General features: G+C 42.2%; 16 protein-coding genes. 5 read left to right on the top strand and 11 right to left on the bottom strand.

Features of this window, described 5'->3' with window-relative positions:
- The 9 genes from MNR06_RS09930 to MNR06_RS09890 form a co-directional block, all read right to left on the bottom strand.
- Positions 1-1,641 carry a hypothetical protein gene (locus MNR06_RS09930; RefSeq protein WP_243535580.1) on the bottom strand — a complete coding sequence of 547 codons (1,641 nt, stop codon included), beginning with the start codon at positions 1,639-1,641 and terminating at the stop codon, positions 1-3.
- A gap of 3 nt (positions 1,642-1,644) precedes the next feature.
- Positions 1,645-2,025, bottom strand: coding sequence for a hypothetical protein (locus MNR06_RS09925; protein WP_243535578.1), 381 nt, complete (start codon positions 2,023-2,025; stop codon positions 1,645-1,647).
- A 130-nt stretch (positions 2,026-2,155) separates the two neighbouring features.
- Entirely contained in the window at positions 2,156-2,500 is a 345-nt protein-coding gene (locus tag MNR06_RS09920) for a hypothetical protein (RefSeq protein WP_243535576.1), read from the bottom strand.
- 168 nt (positions 2,501-2,668) lie between these two features.
- Complete coding sequence (locus MNR06_RS09915) at positions 2,669-2,944, bottom strand: hypothetical protein (protein ID WP_243535574.1); 276 nt, start codon at positions 2,942-2,944, stop codon at positions 2,669-2,671.
- 114 nt (positions 2,945-3,058) lie between these two features.
- Positions 3,059-4,129, bottom strand: coding sequence for a phospholipase C/P1 nuclease family protein (locus tag MNR06_RS09910; RefSeq protein WP_243535572.1), 1,071 nt, complete (start codon positions 4,127-4,129; stop codon positions 3,059-3,061).
- Between the two features lie 12 nt (positions 4,130-4,141).
- Positions 4,142-5,020 carry an ABC transporter permease gene (locus tag MNR06_RS09905; RefSeq protein ID WP_243535570.1) on the bottom strand — a complete coding sequence of 293 codons (879 nt, stop codon included), beginning with the start codon at positions 5,018-5,020 and terminating at the stop codon, positions 4,142-4,144.
- Between the two features lies 1 nt (position 5,021).
- Positions 5,022-6,050 carry an ABC transporter permease gene (locus tag MNR06_RS09900; RefSeq protein ID WP_243535568.1) on the bottom strand — a complete coding sequence of 343 codons (1,029 nt, stop codon included), beginning with the start codon at positions 6,048-6,050 and terminating at the stop codon, positions 5,022-5,024.
- The gene (locus MNR06_RS09895) at positions 6,047-7,522 is read right to left on the bottom strand and encodes an ABC transporter ATP-binding protein (protein ID WP_243535565.1); all 1,476 of its coding nucleotides are present in this window, start codon (positions 7,520-7,522) and stop codon (positions 6,047-6,049) included. Before MNR06_RS09895 ends, MNR06_RS09900 begins: the two co-directional genes overlap by 4 nt.
- A 2-nt stretch (positions 7,523-7,524) precedes the next feature.
- Positions 7,525-8,505, bottom strand: coding sequence for a BMP family lipoprotein (locus MNR06_RS09890; protein ID WP_243535563.1), 981 nt, complete (start codon positions 8,503-8,505; stop codon positions 7,525-7,527).
- 260 nt (positions 8,506-8,765) lie between these two features.
- Here MNR06_RS09890 and MNR06_RS09885 point away from each other — a divergent pair, with 260 nt between their 5' ends.
- A complete protein-coding gene (locus tag MNR06_RS09885) occupies positions 8,766-9,482 on the top strand; it encodes a Crp/Fnr family transcriptional regulator (protein ID WP_243535561.1) in 717 nt (238 codons plus the stop codon).
- 60 nt (positions 9,483-9,542) lie between these two features.
- On the opposite strand, the gene MNR06_RS09880 is transcribed toward MNR06_RS09885, so the two are convergent.
- Positions 9,543-10,631, bottom strand: a complete 1,089-nt coding sequence (locus MNR06_RS09880; RefSeq protein ID WP_243535560.1) for a hypothetical protein — start codon at positions 10,629-10,631, stop codon at positions 9,543-9,545.
- A 130-nt stretch (positions 10,632-10,761) separates the two neighbouring features.
- Between MNR06_RS09880 and tsaA the strand changes: the two genes are divergently transcribed.
- The 4 genes from tsaA (at position 10,762) to MNR06_RS09860 (ending at position 13,890) form a co-directional block, all read left to right on the top strand.
- Positions 10,762-11,469: a tRNA (N6-threonylcarbamoyladenosine(37)-N6)-methyltransferase TrmO gene (gene tsaA / locus MNR06_RS09875; RefSeq protein WP_243535558.1), complete on the top strand. Its 708-nt coding sequence runs from the start codon at positions 10,762-10,764 to the stop codon at positions 11,467-11,469.
- Positions 11,470-11,534: 65 nt separating this feature from the next.
- Positions 11,535-12,518, top strand: a complete 984-nt coding sequence (locus MNR06_RS09870; protein WP_243535556.1) for an isopenicillin N synthase family dioxygenase — start codon at positions 11,535-11,537, stop codon at positions 12,516-12,518.
- Positions 12,519-12,641: 123 nt separating this feature from the next.
- Complete coding sequence (locus MNR06_RS09865; RefSeq protein ID WP_243535554.1) at positions 12,642-13,133, top strand: hypothetical protein; 492 nt, start codon at positions 12,642-12,644, stop codon at positions 13,131-13,133.
- Between the two features lie 10 nt (positions 13,134-13,143).
- Positions 13,144-13,890, top strand: coding sequence for a hypothetical protein (locus MNR06_RS09860; RefSeq protein WP_243535552.1), 747 nt, complete (start codon positions 13,144-13,146; stop codon positions 13,888-13,890).
- 124 nt (positions 13,891-14,014) lie between these two features.
- On the opposite strand, the gene MNR06_RS09855 is transcribed toward MNR06_RS09860, so the two are convergent.
- The gene (locus MNR06_RS09855; RefSeq protein WP_243535550.1) at positions 14,015-16,693 is read right to left on the bottom strand and encodes a valine--tRNA ligase; all 2,679 of its coding nucleotides are present in this window, start codon (positions 16,691-16,693) and stop codon (positions 14,015-14,017) included.
- Positions 16,694-16,766 lie beyond the last annotated feature (73 nt).

Here is a 16,766-nt window from a genome sequence, read left to right as displayed (position 1 = left end):
TCAAAGAAATTTGATAACAGCTTTAAATTTTTCAATAACTTCATTTGGGATCGAATCGCATTCTTTATCTAAAATTGCATTTGCATTCCTGCAAACAATCTTTTCGGCAAAATCCGTGTTCGATTCTAGTATCTCTAAAGAGTCTTTAAAGCGCAGCAGATAGGTTAATCCTGCGTGAGTTAATGAGATACCAAAATGGTGATCCAAGTTTTCAAACTTTTTATCCGTGAAGTTTCGCATCAACAGAAGACGGCCGCTTAAACGAACAGAGTCTTCACCCAGTGATCTGGTAAGATATACAGAGTTATCGTCAGAAAAATTTAGTCCCAAGATTTCTTCTTCGAATTTGAGATTAAAAATTTGAGAGAGAATTTCATAGCTACCACGTTTTCTTTCTAACATTTTTAATTCATAATCCTGTAATTTGAATTCATTAAACAAACGCGTAAATCCAGTAACTGTATTGCTTCTAAGAAGTTTATAAAACGCCAGTAAACTGTTGAGCTCAAAATCATAAAGCGAAAAGCGGTTAAGCTTCGACAAGATATCTCTAGTTTGGGATTCATTGGGGATGACGTCGCTTTTTTTGAAGTATTCCAGTAGTGATGAGCATGTATCCATTTTAAAGCAATTATTTATCTCTTGTGATGAAAATATGTGAAGAAAGAGACGCGCACTGCTTGTCGATACGAAATCTTTTAACGGATAATCTATCTTTTCTGCCATAGCTAAAGAATAAAATTTATTCTCGGCCTTAGGAAAAGCAACTTCACCTAGTTTGAACAAGTTTTTATCATTTCTTTTTACGGCAGTGGCAATGATATGACCCAAATTAATCGATGATTTATCTTCGTTGTGAATTAGAAATCCCGATTCAATTGCACTTGCCACGTATGATATTTCACTTGGATGGACAAGTTTGGCATATATCTGTCGTTGATATACTAAAGTGCTTGCCGGAAAAGTGGTTTTGCATATTTGTAAAGTCAGTGAAGTAGCGGCGCCCAGTGAGCGAGACTTAAAAATATTTTTCAGATGATCTTCTTTACAGATCTCGGCTAAGGACGTCTTTTCGGATAAGCGGGAAAAGTATTGTTCATACTGATTAAGCGTTAATTCGTCTGTTTTGGCGAACGGAAATAAGCCTGAGCTCAAAAAATCTTTATTAAGTATCTTTACGTTGTTAAGTTGATTAAAGGTTAAGTTATTTAAGCTAATTAAATCTTGGTTAATAGCTTTATTCTTAAACCCGTATTCTGTTGCCCAGTTCAAGAATTTATTCAGATAAGCCTTTTTTTGTTCAGATGACATAGTTTCTGAAACTAAAAAGAGCGATCTTAAAAGGTTAGTAAAAACCTTATTGTGATAAGGGAGTATATTTGATTCGTTGGTTTCTTTTTTAAGAAGTGTCCAGGATAAGCAAAGGTCGCTCTCAATTTGGCTCGAGCTTAAGCTTAGCATATCTCCGTTGGTATCTTCAGAAGTGTCCTCGTGACAGAATTCCGGCAAGGTCTCTTTTGTTTCAAATTGGTGTACTGTCGCATCAGATTTGTTAACTGAGTCTTTTTTGAATGAACAAGCCCCCATGGAACCCATGTAGATGAGGGCAATCAATAATGAGAGCTTGTTCGTGCGAAGCATCTTTTATTCCTGAATTTTGCAGTCTTGCTGATCTACTTTAGCAATTGAGCATGCAGTTCTTGCTAAAATTTTTACTTGCTCTAAAGTCTCATCGACTTTTAAACCATCTGAATCTGCATTAAGGTCTTTAGCTAAGATAGTAGCTTCTTCCGTAAGCTTGGTGATTTGTCCAACTGTAGAAGTTTCGCCCTCTTGGTATTGAAGATCAGCTAGGTCTTTAAGGCCTTCCATCAGTTTAATATTATCTTCGATTTTATTAAGCTGAACGGTGTTTATGATTGCTAATTGATGAGCATGATCGAATTCATCCATCTCTTCAGCCATCGCTTTAACGGAACCCAAAAGCATCACGATTGCCATTGCTAGCATAAATTTCTTTTTCATAGTCTCTCCTCTATGGTTTTAATCCGAAGACTTGAAATGCGAGATTTATGCCCGGGCGGGCTGCAATATAACCCGGAAGGTAGTGTCTAAGAAAATGACAGCGGCCCTACAAGGGCCCAAGACTCACGAATTAAAGAAGTGCGTAGTTTCTTACATACTTACGAAATTCTTGTCTTAAGGAAATCGCAGTTAACCAGGAGTTTGTGACTTGTTCTGGAGTTTTTGCATTTTGCGCCTGAACTAACAACACAGTCGCATGACTTAAATAGTGCTTTAGGTTTTTTTGATGGCCCGGTTTGATTTTGATTTTTTTCACTTCGTCGACAAAGTCGCTGATCTGCGCAGTCATCATCAAAGTGTCGTCATATTCGTGAGTTGCGGCTTTTTCAAAAGGATTGTATCCAGGTCGCGAGGGATAAGCATGGGCTGCAGGTAAAATTGCGCAGCTAAGTGTAAATAGAAAAAAGAGATGCATGATTTTGTTTCCTTGTATCAGCGAACGTACCGTTTAAGGGACGGCCTAACTAACAAGAAAACAAAATCTTGTGAAGAAAAATTAACAGCGAAGCTTCATTCGTAATGTAACCGCCAAATCTTTTCTTAATTCATTTCAGTGACGTAATATTAGGGAGTGCCGCAGACGCTAAATCGGACTTCTTAAATGATTTGAGTAAAAGATTCGTTTAGCGGTATCTGCTTGAGCAACGAAGACTTTAGGTCTCGGCCTAAATTTAAATTTGGCTTTTCTGTTATACCGAGAACTTAATTTGCTGATCGCTTCCGCCAATGCAACATCACCTTTGTGTTTGTGAAGCGCATGTTGTCCTAAAGGATTATAGTAAGGGCGAATGGGTTTACCGTCTGCCATCGAGAAAAGTACAAGAGTTGTAGCTAAAACAGCAAATGCAAAACGTAGCATGGTTTTGTTTCCTTTAATTAATCCGCCCCAGTATATGGGAAGCCTCTTAACTGACAAGGAAACAAAACACTGTAAAGAAAAATTATCACAGAGTTTTCACTCGAAAAATGAACTCTACTTCTTTTCTTCTTTCACTTCAGTTGGGTAGTAATCTGGAGCGACAAAATCCACCGTGAACGGATATTTGTAGGATTTGTAAGCTCCGATCTTAGGACGACCTGCTTTTACATAAGCTTCATCCCAAAGATTTGCTAACAACACAGAAGCGCGCGCCATTTCAGTGACAATAAGTGGTTTCATCTTTTTAAATGCCACTTGGGCTGGTTCACGTTCAGCTGCAGTTTTAATCTCCATGCCTTTTTCTTTTACCAAGGTAGATTTCTTTTTGATCGGATCCATTTTCAAAATCTTTGGGATCTCTTCAAAAGAAATTTGGCTTAGAGCTTTCATTTTTTCAACTGCAGTCGCAGGTTTTAGGAAGCTAGGATTTTTCATCCCCCGCGCTTCTTTTAAAATCAATGCTTCAAGATCGCCATCGAACTGACCAACAACGGCATCTTCAAAGTAAGCATGGATGCCACCGTGACCCACAGCATATCCATCATAGTCTGCGGAAGTGTGAAAGGGTTGAGCGTTATCACCAACAAAGTGACCCATCAATCCCATCGCCACAATCATGTCATATGAAAGTTTGTTGTAAGGAAGTTCATTGTTCTGCTCTTCCTTAAAGTTTGCTGGGGCCACAGCCGAAGCAAAACCTTTTGCAAGGCCTTCAATCATCCGCATGAACTGATCGGCTCTCCACCAAGAAGAACCAAATTCGTTGGGGATGGATTTGATAGTAGAGCCATCGTTTTTAAATTTATTGGGTCTGCCTGTGAATTCATCAACGATCTTTTTATAGTCCGTCGGAATGTCTTTCACTTTTAATCCAATCACTTCAATATCAACAAAGTGCGTAGGATTACCAAGTTTGTTCGCTTCAGAACCCAAACTTTTCCAATAAAAATCAGGCATGTTGCAAAGGTGCCCCATCATCTGTGGTTTGTGCTGAAGGTATTCTTTTAAACCTGGCTCTTTTACCAAAAAGCTAGCAGCACTGCAGATCGAATGATGACCGCGGCCACCCCAGGCAAAAGCTTGTGATGAAATCAAAAGTGCACCAACAATAATCAAACTTTTCATTTGAAACCTCTTTTAAAAATCTTCTTTACCTAACGCTTTAGGTGCACGGCTTTTTCCAATGAATCCAGCAAGCGCCACAATAGTTACTAGGTATGGAAGAATTTGAACAAACTGAATCGGAACTTTCATATCGCCAATGGAAACACCCTGCAGGCGGATTTGCAAAGCATCAGCGAATGCAAATAGTAAGCAGGCAGCCAATGTTGGAAGCGGCTTCCACTTTCCAAAAATCAAGGCCGCCAACGCCATAAATCCACGGCCCCCTGTCATTAAGGGTGAATAAGAAGACGCTAAGAACAAAGATAAACTTGCGCCACCCCAGGCAGCAAAGGCACCGCTAGCACAAACACCCATCCAGCGCACTTTTCTTACACTAACACCACTTGCTTGCAAAGCTTCCGGGTGTTCGCCGGCAAATAACAACCACAAACCAGAACGGGTTTTATAAAGCCAGAAAGCAATAAGTAGAACCAAAGCAAAAGCCATTAACACAGGTTCAAATGCAAAACGGTCTTCAACTAACAATGGAGGAGTAGATCCGGTAGAGCTATAAAAAATTTTAGTCAGAAAAGGAATTAAACCCATTACCAATAGATTAAACGCCATACCTGTGATGATTTGATCTGCTTTTAAAGTGATCACAAAAAGTCCATACAAAGCACCGATAGCTAAGCCAACAATCAGTGCTGTACCCCAGCCTGCCCATGCAGATGCATAGGTGTGACCGACAGCTGCGCCAGCAAAAGCGCCTGCTAGCATGAAGCCTTCAAGGGCGATATTCACAACACCGGAACGCTCACTCATTAAGCCGCCCATCGAAGCAAAAATCAAAGGACTGGCAAGTCTTAAGGTCGCAAGAAACAATGAAAGAATCAGGGTCATCATTTCCATACTAACTCTTTCCCTTTTTCTGCTTCCAAACCCAATAACCTTGAACAGCGGCTACGGCCAAAATAATCAAAGCCTGGATGATACGTGAAAAGTCGCGAGTGATAGTCGTTGTTTCAAGATCCAAATCCGAAGCGCCTTTATGAAGGGCGCCCATTAAAAATGCCGCCACCACGACCCCTAAAGGATTATTGGCAGCCAATAATGCCACAGCAATTCCGATAAATCCGTAATCAGGCGAAAAACCAATGCGATACTGACCAGCACTGCCAAGAACTTCAGAAAGTGCCACGCATCCCGCCAAAGCACCTGCTGCAGCCATCGCTAACATTTGTACTTTCTTTTCAGAAATACCAGCACGATGGGACGCTTCAGGGTTAGAACCCACAGCACGCAATTCAAAGCCCCATGTGGTTTTCCAAAGGAAGATCCACATAAGCACCGCAAAGAAAATAGCAAAACCCAAAGACGCATTCGCCGGAGTATCCGGGAACAAACGCGCAATCAGGTCATAATCTTTAAACATATAATTCGCAGAAACCATCGCTGTTTCAGGATTTTGTGAATGCGGATTAGGAATAATATTTAAAGTAAACCAGCTGGCCAATCCCGCCGCGATAAAATTAAGCATGATCGTGATGATCACCTCATGACTGCCACGGTATGCGCGCAACCATCCGGCGATCCAACCCCACAAGGCACCAGCAAATATAGCTGCTACGAAAGCCAGGATCGGCGCCAAAGGAAAGGGTACATTCGGGAAAAGTACACCCATTGCGGCAGCCGTTAATACGGCCATCGTCATCTGCCCTTCAGCCCCGATGTTAAATAGTCCGGCATGAAAACCCATCGCCACCGACAGGCCGCAAAATATTAACGGAGTCGTATAAGATAACGTCAGTCCTAAATCATACATCGATCCAAAAGCACTGCGCATAAGGATCATAAAGATGTCGAGAGGGTTTTCGCCTGCCAACAAAGTCAGGGAAAGCGCGACAACTAAGCCGATGACAAAACCTAGGATGCGCTTCATTGCAAACCACCCATGGCCTTACCTAAAGCGATTTCATCAAACTCATGTCGGTTAAATTCAGCAACCAAACGGCCTTTGTATAAAACTAAAATACGATCAGAAAGGGTCATCAATTCATCAAGCTCTGAAGAAATAAGTAAAACCCCAGCCCCTTCATCACGGGCCTTACGAATTTCATTGTGAATGAATTCGATAGCACCAATATCCACCCCACGCGTCGGTTGAGCAGCAATAATGAAGTCCGGTTTTTGCGACAAAGCTCGGGCTACGACAAGTTTCTGCTGATTTCCACCAGACAACTTTTCAAAAGGCAAAAGTGGATTGTGGGGACGAATATCATAGGTGTTCATAGCTTCTTGAGTTTTCGCTATGATCTGTTTACCTTTTAAAAACAAACCTTGGGCAAATGAAGGTTTACGTTGCTGACCCAAAATAAAGTTTTCGTAAACGGGGCGCGACGGTAAAACACCAAAACGCAATCGATCTTCCGGAAAAGATCCCAAGCGACCGTGCAAAGCGACTTCACCTTGAACAGCAGTTTTCTTTAACTTGTGACGATCTAAAAGGGCACGGATCAAAGCGTCTTGGCCATTGCCTTCAACACCAGCGATACCGACAATTTCTTTTGAACACACAGAAAGATTTAAATCTTCAAGAGTTTGTCCTGCAATATTGGCATTTACGTTTTGCATTTTTAATAGTTGCACAGTGTGAACTATTTCTGACTTACGCTCTGAAGGTTTTTGCAGGCGACGGCCCACCATCATTTCAGCCAAATCTTCAGATGTAGTTTCAGAAGTCTTCTTATTGCCAATCACACGACCCGCTCTAAAGACTGTGACGAAGTCTGTAAGATTCATCACTTCTTTAAGTTTGTGTGTGATGATTAAAATGGTCTTACCTTGATCGCGTAACAAACGCAGGTTCTTGAAAAGATCTAAAACTTCTTGCGGAGTTAACACGGCTGTTGGTTCATCTAAGATTAGAATTTCTGAATCCTGAGAAAGGATTTTTAGAATCTCTAGGCGCTGCTGTTCGCCAACGGAAAGATCTTCGACCTTGGCGTTAAGGTTCATGTGAAAACCGTAGCGGGCAGCGATGCCATCGATTTTCTGCTTTTGTTCTTTTCTAGGTAAAAGTGAAAGCGGCGAACCTTTTTGCTGAAGTAAAATATTATCTAAGGCCGAAAGCGTTTCCGCCAACATGAAGTGTTGGTGAACCATGCCGATTTTAGCGGCCATAGCATCAATCGGGGATTCGAAGTGGATTGCTTTTCCGTGAACCAAGATTTCGCCACCGCTAGGACGATACAGTCCGAAAAGCATTTTCATGGCGGTGGATTTACCGGCACCGTTTTCACCCACGATGGCGTGGATGGTGCCTGGCGCTACAGAGAAGGAGATATCCGCATTGGCGCAACAGTCGCCAAAATATTTGGACACTCCTTTAAACTCTACAGCAGGAATCGTCATGATTATTTCTTTTTGTAGTAATCAGGAACTTGGATTTGACCTGCGATGATTTTCTTTTTCAGGTCTTCCACTTTTTTCTTCATATCAGCAGTGATCAATTTTTCGTTATGTTGATCAAGAGTGTAATCAACACCTTTGTTCGCTAGACCGAAACGAGAAATGCCGCCCGTGAATTTGCCTTCTTGAGTTTCTTTAATCGTATCAAAAACCGCAACGTCCACGGCTTTCAACATACTAGTAAGGATAATCCCGGGTTTCATCCAGTTTTGGTTTGAATCCACACCGATCGCAAATTTCTTTTTTTCTTCAGCCGCATCGAACACGCCAGAGTTTGAAGCGCCTGCAGCAACGAAAATCACATCAGAACCCGCAGAGTATTGAGCCAATGCTAGTTCTTTTGCTTTTGCAGGATTGTTCCAAGCTTCACCAGTCACACCGATATAGTTTTCAGTGATTTTGATTTTTGGATTGATGTGTTTAGCACCCGCTGCATAACCCATAGCAAAACGGCGGATCAAAGGAATATCCATTCCGCCGACGAAGCCAACTGAATTTGTTTTTGAAGCCATTGCCGCCAACGCACCAACAAGGAATGAACCTTCATGCTCTTCAAAAAGAAGCGAGCGAACGTTTGCCGCATCGACTTCACCATCAACGATGGCGAATTTTACTTTTGGGAATTGAGCTGCGATTTTTTTAACAGCATCTTTTTGCGCAAATCCAATACCGATGATCAAATCAAAGTTTTTTCTAGCAAACGCACGGTGCAAGTTTTCGATCGCGTTTGTATCTGTCGCTTCGACATATTTAAGGTCAATTTTTAAATCTTTTTCAGCTTTTTTGGCGCCCAGGTAAGCGGCAGAGTTAAAAGATTTGTCATCTTTTCCGCCTTTATCTAAGACCAGGCCTACTTTTAGGGGTGCTGCGATGGATACGATGCTGAATAACATTATTAACAAGGCAGTAAGGGTAAAATTTACCATGGTCGAACCCCCATTTTGACGCTTAACTTTAGTGATAATTAGCACGGATTAAGCGGTTGATTTTACAAAAACTTTTTTAAATTTATGTGGGCAGAAGGTAAGGGCCGAGACTTTTTGAGTCAAGTCAAACCTTTCTATGTTAAAATGAAAGCCCGTTACAAGTCAGTTATGTCTAAATTTCAATTAGGCGGGTGTTTAATACCAGGTTTAGGATGGCTTAAACATTTAACCCAATAGAAAGAACTCGGAGGAATTAGAGTATGGAATCTCAGACAATACTCAACGGCGGAGTAAACTCCCTTGGTTTTATGGGTAATCAAAACCTAAACATTCCGAACACTTCAAATGTTCCCTACGAAGTGATTCATCTTAAAGAAGAGGAAATGATCTTCAAAGAAGGTGAACCTGCGAAAGGACTTTATTATGTTCAGTCCGGATGCGTTAAGGTTGTTGTTAACCGTTCACACGCACGGGGCCGCACAACGACAAACGAATATGTCACTAAGCTGGTTTCGCCTGGTGAATATTTTGGATACAAGGCGCTAGTTAAAGGAGCTACGACTTCTTGCCATGCAAAGGCAGTGAAATCGACAGTACTTTGGCTATATCCTCGTGAACTAATTCAAGTTGCTATGGCACAAGCAAGTCCACTTGTTAAACTTCTTCTTAATCAAGCAGTGAACGACCTTGAGTCTTTTGAAACTATCAGTCAGTTGCACTATTTAGCCTCTGTGCAAGAACGCATCGCTTATCAACTAGTTTTGCTAGCTGATAGATTCGGCGTTCAAACACCGAACGGAATTTCTCTGAACTTAAAACTGACTCGCAACGAATTTGCTCAACTAGCAAGTACGATCAACGAATCACTTTCTCGTCATTTAACAGAGTTTAAAAACGAAGGTCTAATCGATCTTAACGGTAAAGAGATCATCATCAAAAACAAAGATGGTTTGATGAGAAGATCTGGAAATTTCTAAAAAAGGATTTTTTCTTTTAGAAATCAAAAAACCCACGACACCATCGTGGGTTTTTTATTTTCATCTGACACTTTGAGGTGTCGGTGGAGGTACTTCCTCATCGTCATCATCAAAGTCGCAGGGTTTAATGCGGAAATAATTTTGCCTTCTGCCATTGTCGCGGCAAAGACCTGCCTCTAACGGTCTTTGGAAAAGTTCAATTGCTCCCGGTGGAATGTATCCAAAGCGCGGAAAAATTCCGTATCCACCATTTGGCATTGCCACAATCATATCATTAGGAAATTGGCGTTGCAGACCCTGGCAAATTTGCAGCGGATCAAACGGCATCATCACGCGAATTCCGGCAGTGGTTTGCACCGGGACCCCGCCGCGCATCACTGCTTCGCCAATAGAATAAGGCATTGGATTTAGATAAATATCAAAAAAGCATCCAGGTCCCGTATATCCAAAACCTAATTGGTGAAGTGAAAGTCCTTGGGACAAATCAGTAACAGCATGAAGCAAATCAATTCGAGTCATGCGCGGTTCATTGGATTTTAATAAAGCAAAACCTGCGGTGGCGATGGCGGCAGCGACTGAATTGTCTGCAGCATAAGCAGGAATGTTGATGACGACATCTGGATTATATCCAGCACAAGCAGGAATTTGAGCTGAAGCGACAGTCAAAGCATTCGCGTGATAAATGGAATTATACGAATGACATCCGGGCAGCGCATTCACCAAGATGATTCCTTGTCTGGTCAGGCGATTTAAGTCGTCGGCAACAGCGTTGTGATCAAAATAGCCGTTGTTGTTCCAAAGCTGCGGCAAAAGGACTAGATCGATTTTAGATTTTAAAATTTCTTGGATAGCGACACGAAGACTTTGATGGTCACGAACCTCGTAAAAATGAAAGCTAGGTTCCCATTGTGGGGAACGACTATCATCAGTCATAAATGAAAAAATAAGTTGGCTGAGGTCGGAACCACGCTGAGTGCGATCTAAAATCGCAATTTTCATTCTACGTCCTGAATTGTGACTTCCGTAAAATTGCGTGAATCCTAATTCACCTTTTAGATAATCATAAGGGTGCCTGTTCGGCAGGGCAGAGGCGAATGAGCCGAGTGAAATAAAGCTTAAGAACAAAACAGCACTTAGAAGCTTTTTCATTTTCTTGCCTTTCGTAGATAGAAAAAATCTTGGTAGCCTTTTATTCAAAAAGTGCAGCTTTGTCGGCGCAAAATACTGTGTTTTTTGAAATATCTTGACGCAAGGCGAGTCTCAAAGGTACGGCACCTACATGGAACCCATCGGTTATTTAGAATCTTGTTTTCGTGATAAATTCGGCACCCCGCGCCAGCCTGGCTTAGTTAAAAAAGCCTGGGCACGCTTGAAGATTCGCGCCGATTTGCAGCCGGAAGAATCTCTTCAAGGTTTAGAAGGTTTTAGTCACGTTTGGTTGATTTGGGTTTTTCATCAAAATAAAGTGGCGCGCTTTCATTCAAAAGTTCATCCGCCGCGTCTGGAAGGCAAAAGTATGGGGTTGTTTGCGACTCGCAGTCCCCATCGGCCGAATCCAATTGGGCTTTCATTAGTAGAACTTGTAAGCGTAGAAAAAGATGGAATCGTGATTTCTGGGGCCGACCTTGTCGATGGCACACCTATTTTAGATATAAAACCTTACTTGCCAGAAATTGAATCTGTTCCTGCAGCAAGAACAGGCTGGTTAGGGGAGGTTCAAAAAGAGCCTATAACTGTTCAGTTCACCGAAAAAGCCGAAATACTAATGCAGCAGTGGGAGCAAAGAAACGCAGACAAAGAATTGCGTGAAATTGTGATTCAGACTTTGCAATTGGATCCTCGCCCTGTCGTTTATCGTGGTTATGAAGAGGGAAATTCGCCTTACCGCAGTGAACACGCTGTGCGTTTATTTGATGGCGATATCCATTTCAAGTTTGAAACGCCCACCTTAGTGAAAATCTTCGATATTCTTTTTACGCATAATTAGTTGCTGTTGCCTTTTAATTGCGCACCTTGCTACAGTCCGTGGTAACCGCACTAAGGGAGGAATTCGTGAGATCGACGGAAACTGTGTCTCATTCAGAAAACAGCACTCTTCGTAAAGTTCCAACACTCAGCCTTGCTAGTTACACAAAAGGTTCAAGTGAAGAACGCGCGAAATTTATCGACAACCTTTTCACGGGCCTAAAAGAATATGGTTTCATTATTCTTAAAGACCACAACGTAAAAGCGGCTGACCTTCATAAAGCTTACGACATTCTGAAAGCTTTCTACTCCCTTCCAACTGAAGTAAAAAAATCCTACATTTCTTCCACTGCGGGTTTCCAACGTGGATACACTCCATTTGGTCAAGAGCATGCGAAAGATTCTCCAGTTATGGATCTTAAAGAATTCTGGCATGTGGGGCGTGTTCTTTCTGAAGGTCATGCTTTAAAAACCGTTTATCCTGAAAATGTTTGGCCAACGGAACTTCCTGAATTTAAAACTCACTTTACGGCTTTATTTGATGCTTTAGAAGAAGCAGGCTCTATCATGCTTGAGGCATTAACGATGCCATTAGAAGTGGATAAAGATTTCTTCGCTCGCATGACCAAAGATGGAAATTCAATTCTGCGTCTTTTGCACTATCCGCCAATTCCTGAAGGTGTTGACCCACGTTGCGTACGTGCAGCAGCCCACGAAGACATTAACTTTATCACAATTCTGCCTGCAGCAACGGCTTCGGGTCTACAGTTAAAAGATCGCGATGGCACTTGGTTGGATATCGAATCTGAACCAGACACATTGATCGTTGACGTGGGTGATATGCTGGCGCGTTTGACGAACGATGTATTGCCGTCAACTACTCACCGAGTGATCAATCCCCAAGACGGTAAGAACGACAGTCGTTTTTCAATGCCGTTCTTTATGCATCCTCATCCAGATGCTTTGCTTAGCTGCTTGCCTTCTTGTAAAGGGACAGGTGCTAAGTACCCTGATATAACTGGACATGACTTCTTGATGCAGCGTTTGCGTGAGATTGGCTTAATTAAGTAGGACCAAGATTGTCACCTAATCTGAAATCACTTCAAGAGGGGGATCTGAAAAGATCCCTTTCTTGCATTAAGGGGATGAGGTTTAATAAAAGGACCTCAAGCTTTCGCATAATGGGGGGATGTCATGCGGTACTTTGTTTTTGTTCTAACTTTGCTTTGCGCTTTGTGGTCTTTTGAAAGCCAAGCATTCGCCGAACCTGCTGGGAACGATGTTAAAACCATCAATTTAAAAATTCGTCCTTTATCTTCTGGGCAGTATGAATATTCATATGTGTGGAATGATTTAACTGAAGAAGCTCATCTGCGAATCGGCTTAGTTGTTGAAAGCATCGATACAGTACTAAAAGAAAAAACAATTTCTTTTGCTTCAGCAAAGGAACTTACGTTGACCGCCCTTGATGCACCCAAATGGGTTGAAGGCTGCAGTAAAGTTCATTCGTGGCAGTTTGAATATCAACCCGGTCTTCCGAATTATTTGATGCACCTAAACCTAAAAGGTCGCAATTGCAAATGGGTCGCAGAAGTATTTGATATTTTGCAGATTCGTCTAGAATTTCGTGGTGTTTCTGTGGACGACGCTGTTCCATTTGACGTCAACGCGAATATCAGTCGATAACTAAATGCCTATGAATAAAAAGAAACATGTTTTAATAGGTCTTATTGCTGCTGTGATCCTGATGGTTTCGTTTTGTCACTTTATCGGAGATTCTGAATTTCCGATAAGTGCACTTCTAAATACTCCCGGAAGTAATAATCAATTGAAGGTAGGTAAAGCGCCTCCTCCACCGCCAGATTTTGGATCCGCTGCTGCGGGATTTTTACCCACGAAGATGGAAGATTCTGAAAAGTTCGCATTGTTGCAAAAAGCTTTTAAAGACATGGGCCAGTGTCTAAAAATTCAAGTAGAGGAGTTAGATCCCCAAGTAGAAATTAACTTGGAATACATGACCAACGTTCTTACTGCACCTTTGGGAGTGATCTCTGCGCAAAACGAAGAATGGCGCGCGACAGACCTACGAACTAAAGAAGGCGAAGTTCGCCGCATTTATCTTGAAACCATTGGAAATGTTTCCGCAGAATCGCAAAGAGCATTGAAGTATTATTCAATGTCGCCTGATGGTTCAGAAAAAGAAATCCCAGTAGAGACAGAACTAAGAGTGAATCCATCAGATACAGTAATTTCTGGCTTAGAAGCAGATGGTACCGTGACGGATCGTTCCGTCAGTCGTCGTATCGTGTTTAATTCGGGCGACGAACTTGTATTGGTAGAAAAAAATGGAAAGATCTTTTCGTTTTCAGTGCCCCATGAAGGAAAGACATTTAGTTGCACAGGTGTTGATACCGGCGTGAACTTTAAATGCGAATGTAAGTAATCGGCGGACGCCGGCAGAGCGCAAGCGGCTACAAGCCGCGAAGCTGAAGCTGAATTGAATTAAGAATAAAAAAGCCTCTAAGTCATCCTTAGAGGCTTTTTGTTTTTTTTTGAAATCTTTAAATCTACTGGAAGCGAGTCAAAGCATCGCGAAGTGATTCAAGCTGCAACTTCGAAGTCGCTAGAAGCGCTTTATCAGTTGCTACAACGTCTTCGTCGGCATTCGCTAAGAACTTTTCGTTAGAAAGTTTTGCTGACAACATAGAAATATCTTTTTGAAGTTTATCGATCAATTTTGTGATGCGTTTTACTTCTTCATCAAAATCAACCAATCCTTCAAGTGGGATAATCACTTTTACTGCAGCATCTTTAACAACAACTGGTGCCACGGCACATTTCATCAGGTTGCCTTCTTCGCCGATTTCTAAGTTTTCCACACGGCCCATCGTGATGATAGCTGTGCGGTTGTTACCCAGAATTTTTTGCGTTTGATCGTTCGTAACACCCAGACGCACGTTGATTTTTGTCGCTGGGCTGATGCGGTTTTCGCCGCGGATATTACGAATACCTGCGATCACTTCTTTTACCAAGTCGATTTCAAGAGCAGCTTGTTGCGATCCCAATGCCAAGAAATCACGATCATTACGCGTGTTCGGGTATTGGTCTATGATACAAGCAGCACCTTTGATTGGAAGTTTTTGGTAAATTTCTTCCGATATAAATGGTGCAAACGGGTGCAACAGACGCGTGATACGGTTAAGAACTTGCGCGATCACTAGTTGTGTCGCTTTTTTCTCTTCCACATTTGTGCCGTTCATAATTGGCTTCGTGAACTCAATGTACCAGTCACAGAACTGATTCCAGATGAATTGATATAAAGCTGTGGCCGCGTCAGAGAATCTTTCGCCTTCCATTGCTTCTTCAACCTCTTTCGTCACTTCAGCAAGCTTCGTGATGATCCATTGGTCAAACACGCTGATGTCAGCTTTGTTCGGCAACGCTTTTACACCTTCTGCCGGCGCTTGGAAGTCAGAAAGATTTGTTAATGCGAAACGAGCCGCATTCCAGATCTTATTCATGAAGTTACGATAACCTTCTAAGCGTTGTTCGCTGAACTTAAGGTCTTTTCCAGAAAATAAGTGGGCAGAGAATGTGAAACGTAAAGCATCAGCGCCATACTTTTCAATCATCTCTACGGGGTCCACCGAGTTACCCAAAGACTTAGACATTTTACGACCTTGAGAATCGCGCACCAAGCCGTGGATATAAACCGTGCGGAAAGGAACATCGCGCTTAAATTCAAGACCCATCATGATCATTCTAGCAACCCAGAAGAAAATGATGTCATGGCCAGTAACTAGATAGTTCGTCGGATAGAAAGTCTTAAGGGTTTCAGTTTCATTTGGCCAACCCATTGTAGAAAACGGCCATAAAGCAGAACTGAACCATGTATCAAGAACGTCTTCGTCTTGTTTTAAGTGAGTACCACCGCACTTTTCACAGGCAGTTGGATCAGTTTCACTTACTGTTTGATGTTCGCACTTTTCACAATACCAAACCGGAATACGGTGACCCCACCACAATTGACGCGAAATACACCAGTCTTCGATATTGTTTAACCAGTGAAGGTAAACCTTAGTCCAAGATTCAGGCTCAAAACGGATAGTGCCACTTTCAACCACGCGTTTAGCTGGGGTTGCAAGCTGTTCCATTTTGACGAACCACTGTTCAGATAGAAACGGCTCTACCACCGCGCCTGAACGCGAGCAGTGACCTACTGAATGCAGATGTGGTTCTTCTTTTTCTAACAAGTCTTGGGCTTTAAGGTCTTCAAGAATTCTTTTACGAGCTTCTTGAACTTTCAATCCTTTGTAAGGACCGGCGTTTTCATTTAGCTCTGCTTTTTTAGTCAGGATGTTGATGAACTCAAGGTTGTGGGATTTACCGATCTTGTAGTCGTTAAAGTCATGGGCAGGAGTGATTTTCACTACGCCAGAGCCAAATTCTTTATCTACGTAAACGTCAGAGATGATTTTTACGCGTTTGTTGATCAATGGAATAAGCGCATATTTGCCAATCAAGTGTCTGTAGCGCTCATCTTCAGGATGAACGCAAAGAGCTGTATCGCCCAGCATAGTTTCAGGACGAGTCGTCGCTACAACTAGGTGACCAGAACCTTCTTCCAATGGATATTTAATATGGAATAAAGATCCCTTGATTTGTTTGTGTTCAACTTCCAAATCAGAAATCGCAGTTTCAAGAGGACCTGACCAGTTCACAAGTCTTTGCCCGCGATAGATCAGACCTTTTTTGTGAAGGTTTACGAAAACTTTGCGTACGGCTTTAGAAACACCTTCATCTAAAGTGAAAACCGCGCGATCCCAGTCACAAGAATCACCAAGTCTGCGCATTTGCGAATAGATACGATCACCGTATTGGTGTTTCCACTCCCAAATTTTATCAACGAATTTTTCACGGCCCATATCATGACGATTTAAGCCTTCTTTTTTGATCTCACGCTCAACCACGGATTGAGTTGCGATCCCCGCATGGTCCGTTCCAGGCAACCACATCGTGTTGTAACCATTCATTCTTTTCCAACGAATCAAAATATCTTGGATCGTGTGATCCAAGGCATGACCCATGTGTAGAAAGCCAGTGACATTTGGCGGAGGTAAAATAATTGAAAATGGAGGCTTCGTAGATTGATCCTGAGCCTTGAAATAACCAGAGTTTTCCCACCACTGATAGGTGCGGGTTTCAACATCTGCGGGATTATAGCGATCACTTAATTGTTCTGACATGGGAAGTCCCTCTTATAACTCAGGCGAGGGTACCAAATTTGGGGCCTTTTCGGTAGCTGTAATAGGCTTAAGC

Source organism: Bdellovibrio reynosensis (assembly GCF_022814725.1).
GTDB classification, from domain to species: Bacteria; Bdellovibrionota; Bdellovibrionia; order Bdellovibrionales; family Bdellovibrionaceae; genus Bdellovibrio; species Bdellovibrio reynosensis.
Note: the sequence above shows the minus strand (reverse complement) of the source record. Positions and strands in the feature narration are given on the sequence as shown.

Bases quoted from the DNA above. Each gene is read 5' to 3' on its own strand.
- tsaA (WP_243535558.1), top strand. From the start codon at position 10,762: ATGGAACCCATCGGTTATTTAGAATCTTGTTTTCGTGATAAATTCGGC.
- MNR06_RS09860 (WP_243535552.1), top strand. From the start codon at position 13,144: ATGAATAAAAAGAAACATGTTTTAATAGGTCTTATTGCTGCTGTGATC.
- MNR06_RS09855 (WP_243535550.1), bottom strand. From the start codon at position 16,693: ATGTCAGAACAATTAAGTGATCGCTATAATCCCGCAGATGTTGAAACC.
- MNR06_RS09905 (WP_243535570.1), bottom strand. From the start codon at position 5,020: ATGGAAATGATGACCCTGATTCTTTCATTGTTTCTTGCGACCTTAAGA.
- MNR06_RS09925 (WP_243535578.1), bottom strand. From the start codon at position 2,025: ATGAAAAAGAAATTTATGCTAGCAATGGCAATCGTGATGCTTTTGGGT.
- MNR06_RS09910 (WP_243535572.1), bottom strand. From the start codon at position 4,129: ATGAAAAGTTTGATTATTGTTGGTGCACTTTTGATTTCATCACAAGCT.
- MNR06_RS09915 (WP_243535574.1), bottom strand. From the start codon at position 2,944: ATGCTACGTTTTGCATTTGCTGTTTTAGCTACAACTCTTGTACTTTTC.
- MNR06_RS09890 (WP_243535563.1), bottom strand. From the start codon at position 8,505: ATGGTAAATTTTACCCTTACTGCCTTGTTAATAATGTTATTCAGCATC.
- MNR06_RS09930 (WP_243535580.1), bottom strand. From the start codon at position 1,641: ATGCTTCGCACGAACAAGCTCTCATTATTGATTGCCCTCATCTACATG.
- MNR06_RS09865 (WP_243535554.1), top strand. From the start codon at position 12,642: ATGCGGTACTTTGTTTTTGTTCTAACTTTGCTTTGCGCTTTGTGGTCT.
- MNR06_RS09895 (WP_243535565.1), bottom strand. From the start codon at position 7,522: ATGACGATTCCTGCTGTAGAGTTTAAAGGAGTGTCCAAATATTTTGGC.
- MNR06_RS09920 (WP_243535576.1), bottom strand. From the start codon at position 2,500: ATGCATCTCTTTTTTCTATTTACACTTAGCTGCGCAATTTTACCTGCA.
- MNR06_RS09885 (WP_243535561.1), top strand. From the start codon at position 8,766: ATGGAATCTCAGACAATACTCAACGGCGGAGTAAACTCCCTTGGTTTT.
- MNR06_RS09900 (WP_243535568.1), bottom strand. From the start codon at position 6,050: ATGAAGCGCATCCTAGGTTTTGTCATCGGCTTAGTTGTCGCGCTTTCC.
- MNR06_RS09880 (WP_243535560.1), bottom strand. From the start codon at position 10,631: ATGAAAAAGCTTCTAAGTGCTGTTTTGTTCTTAAGCTTTATTTCACTC.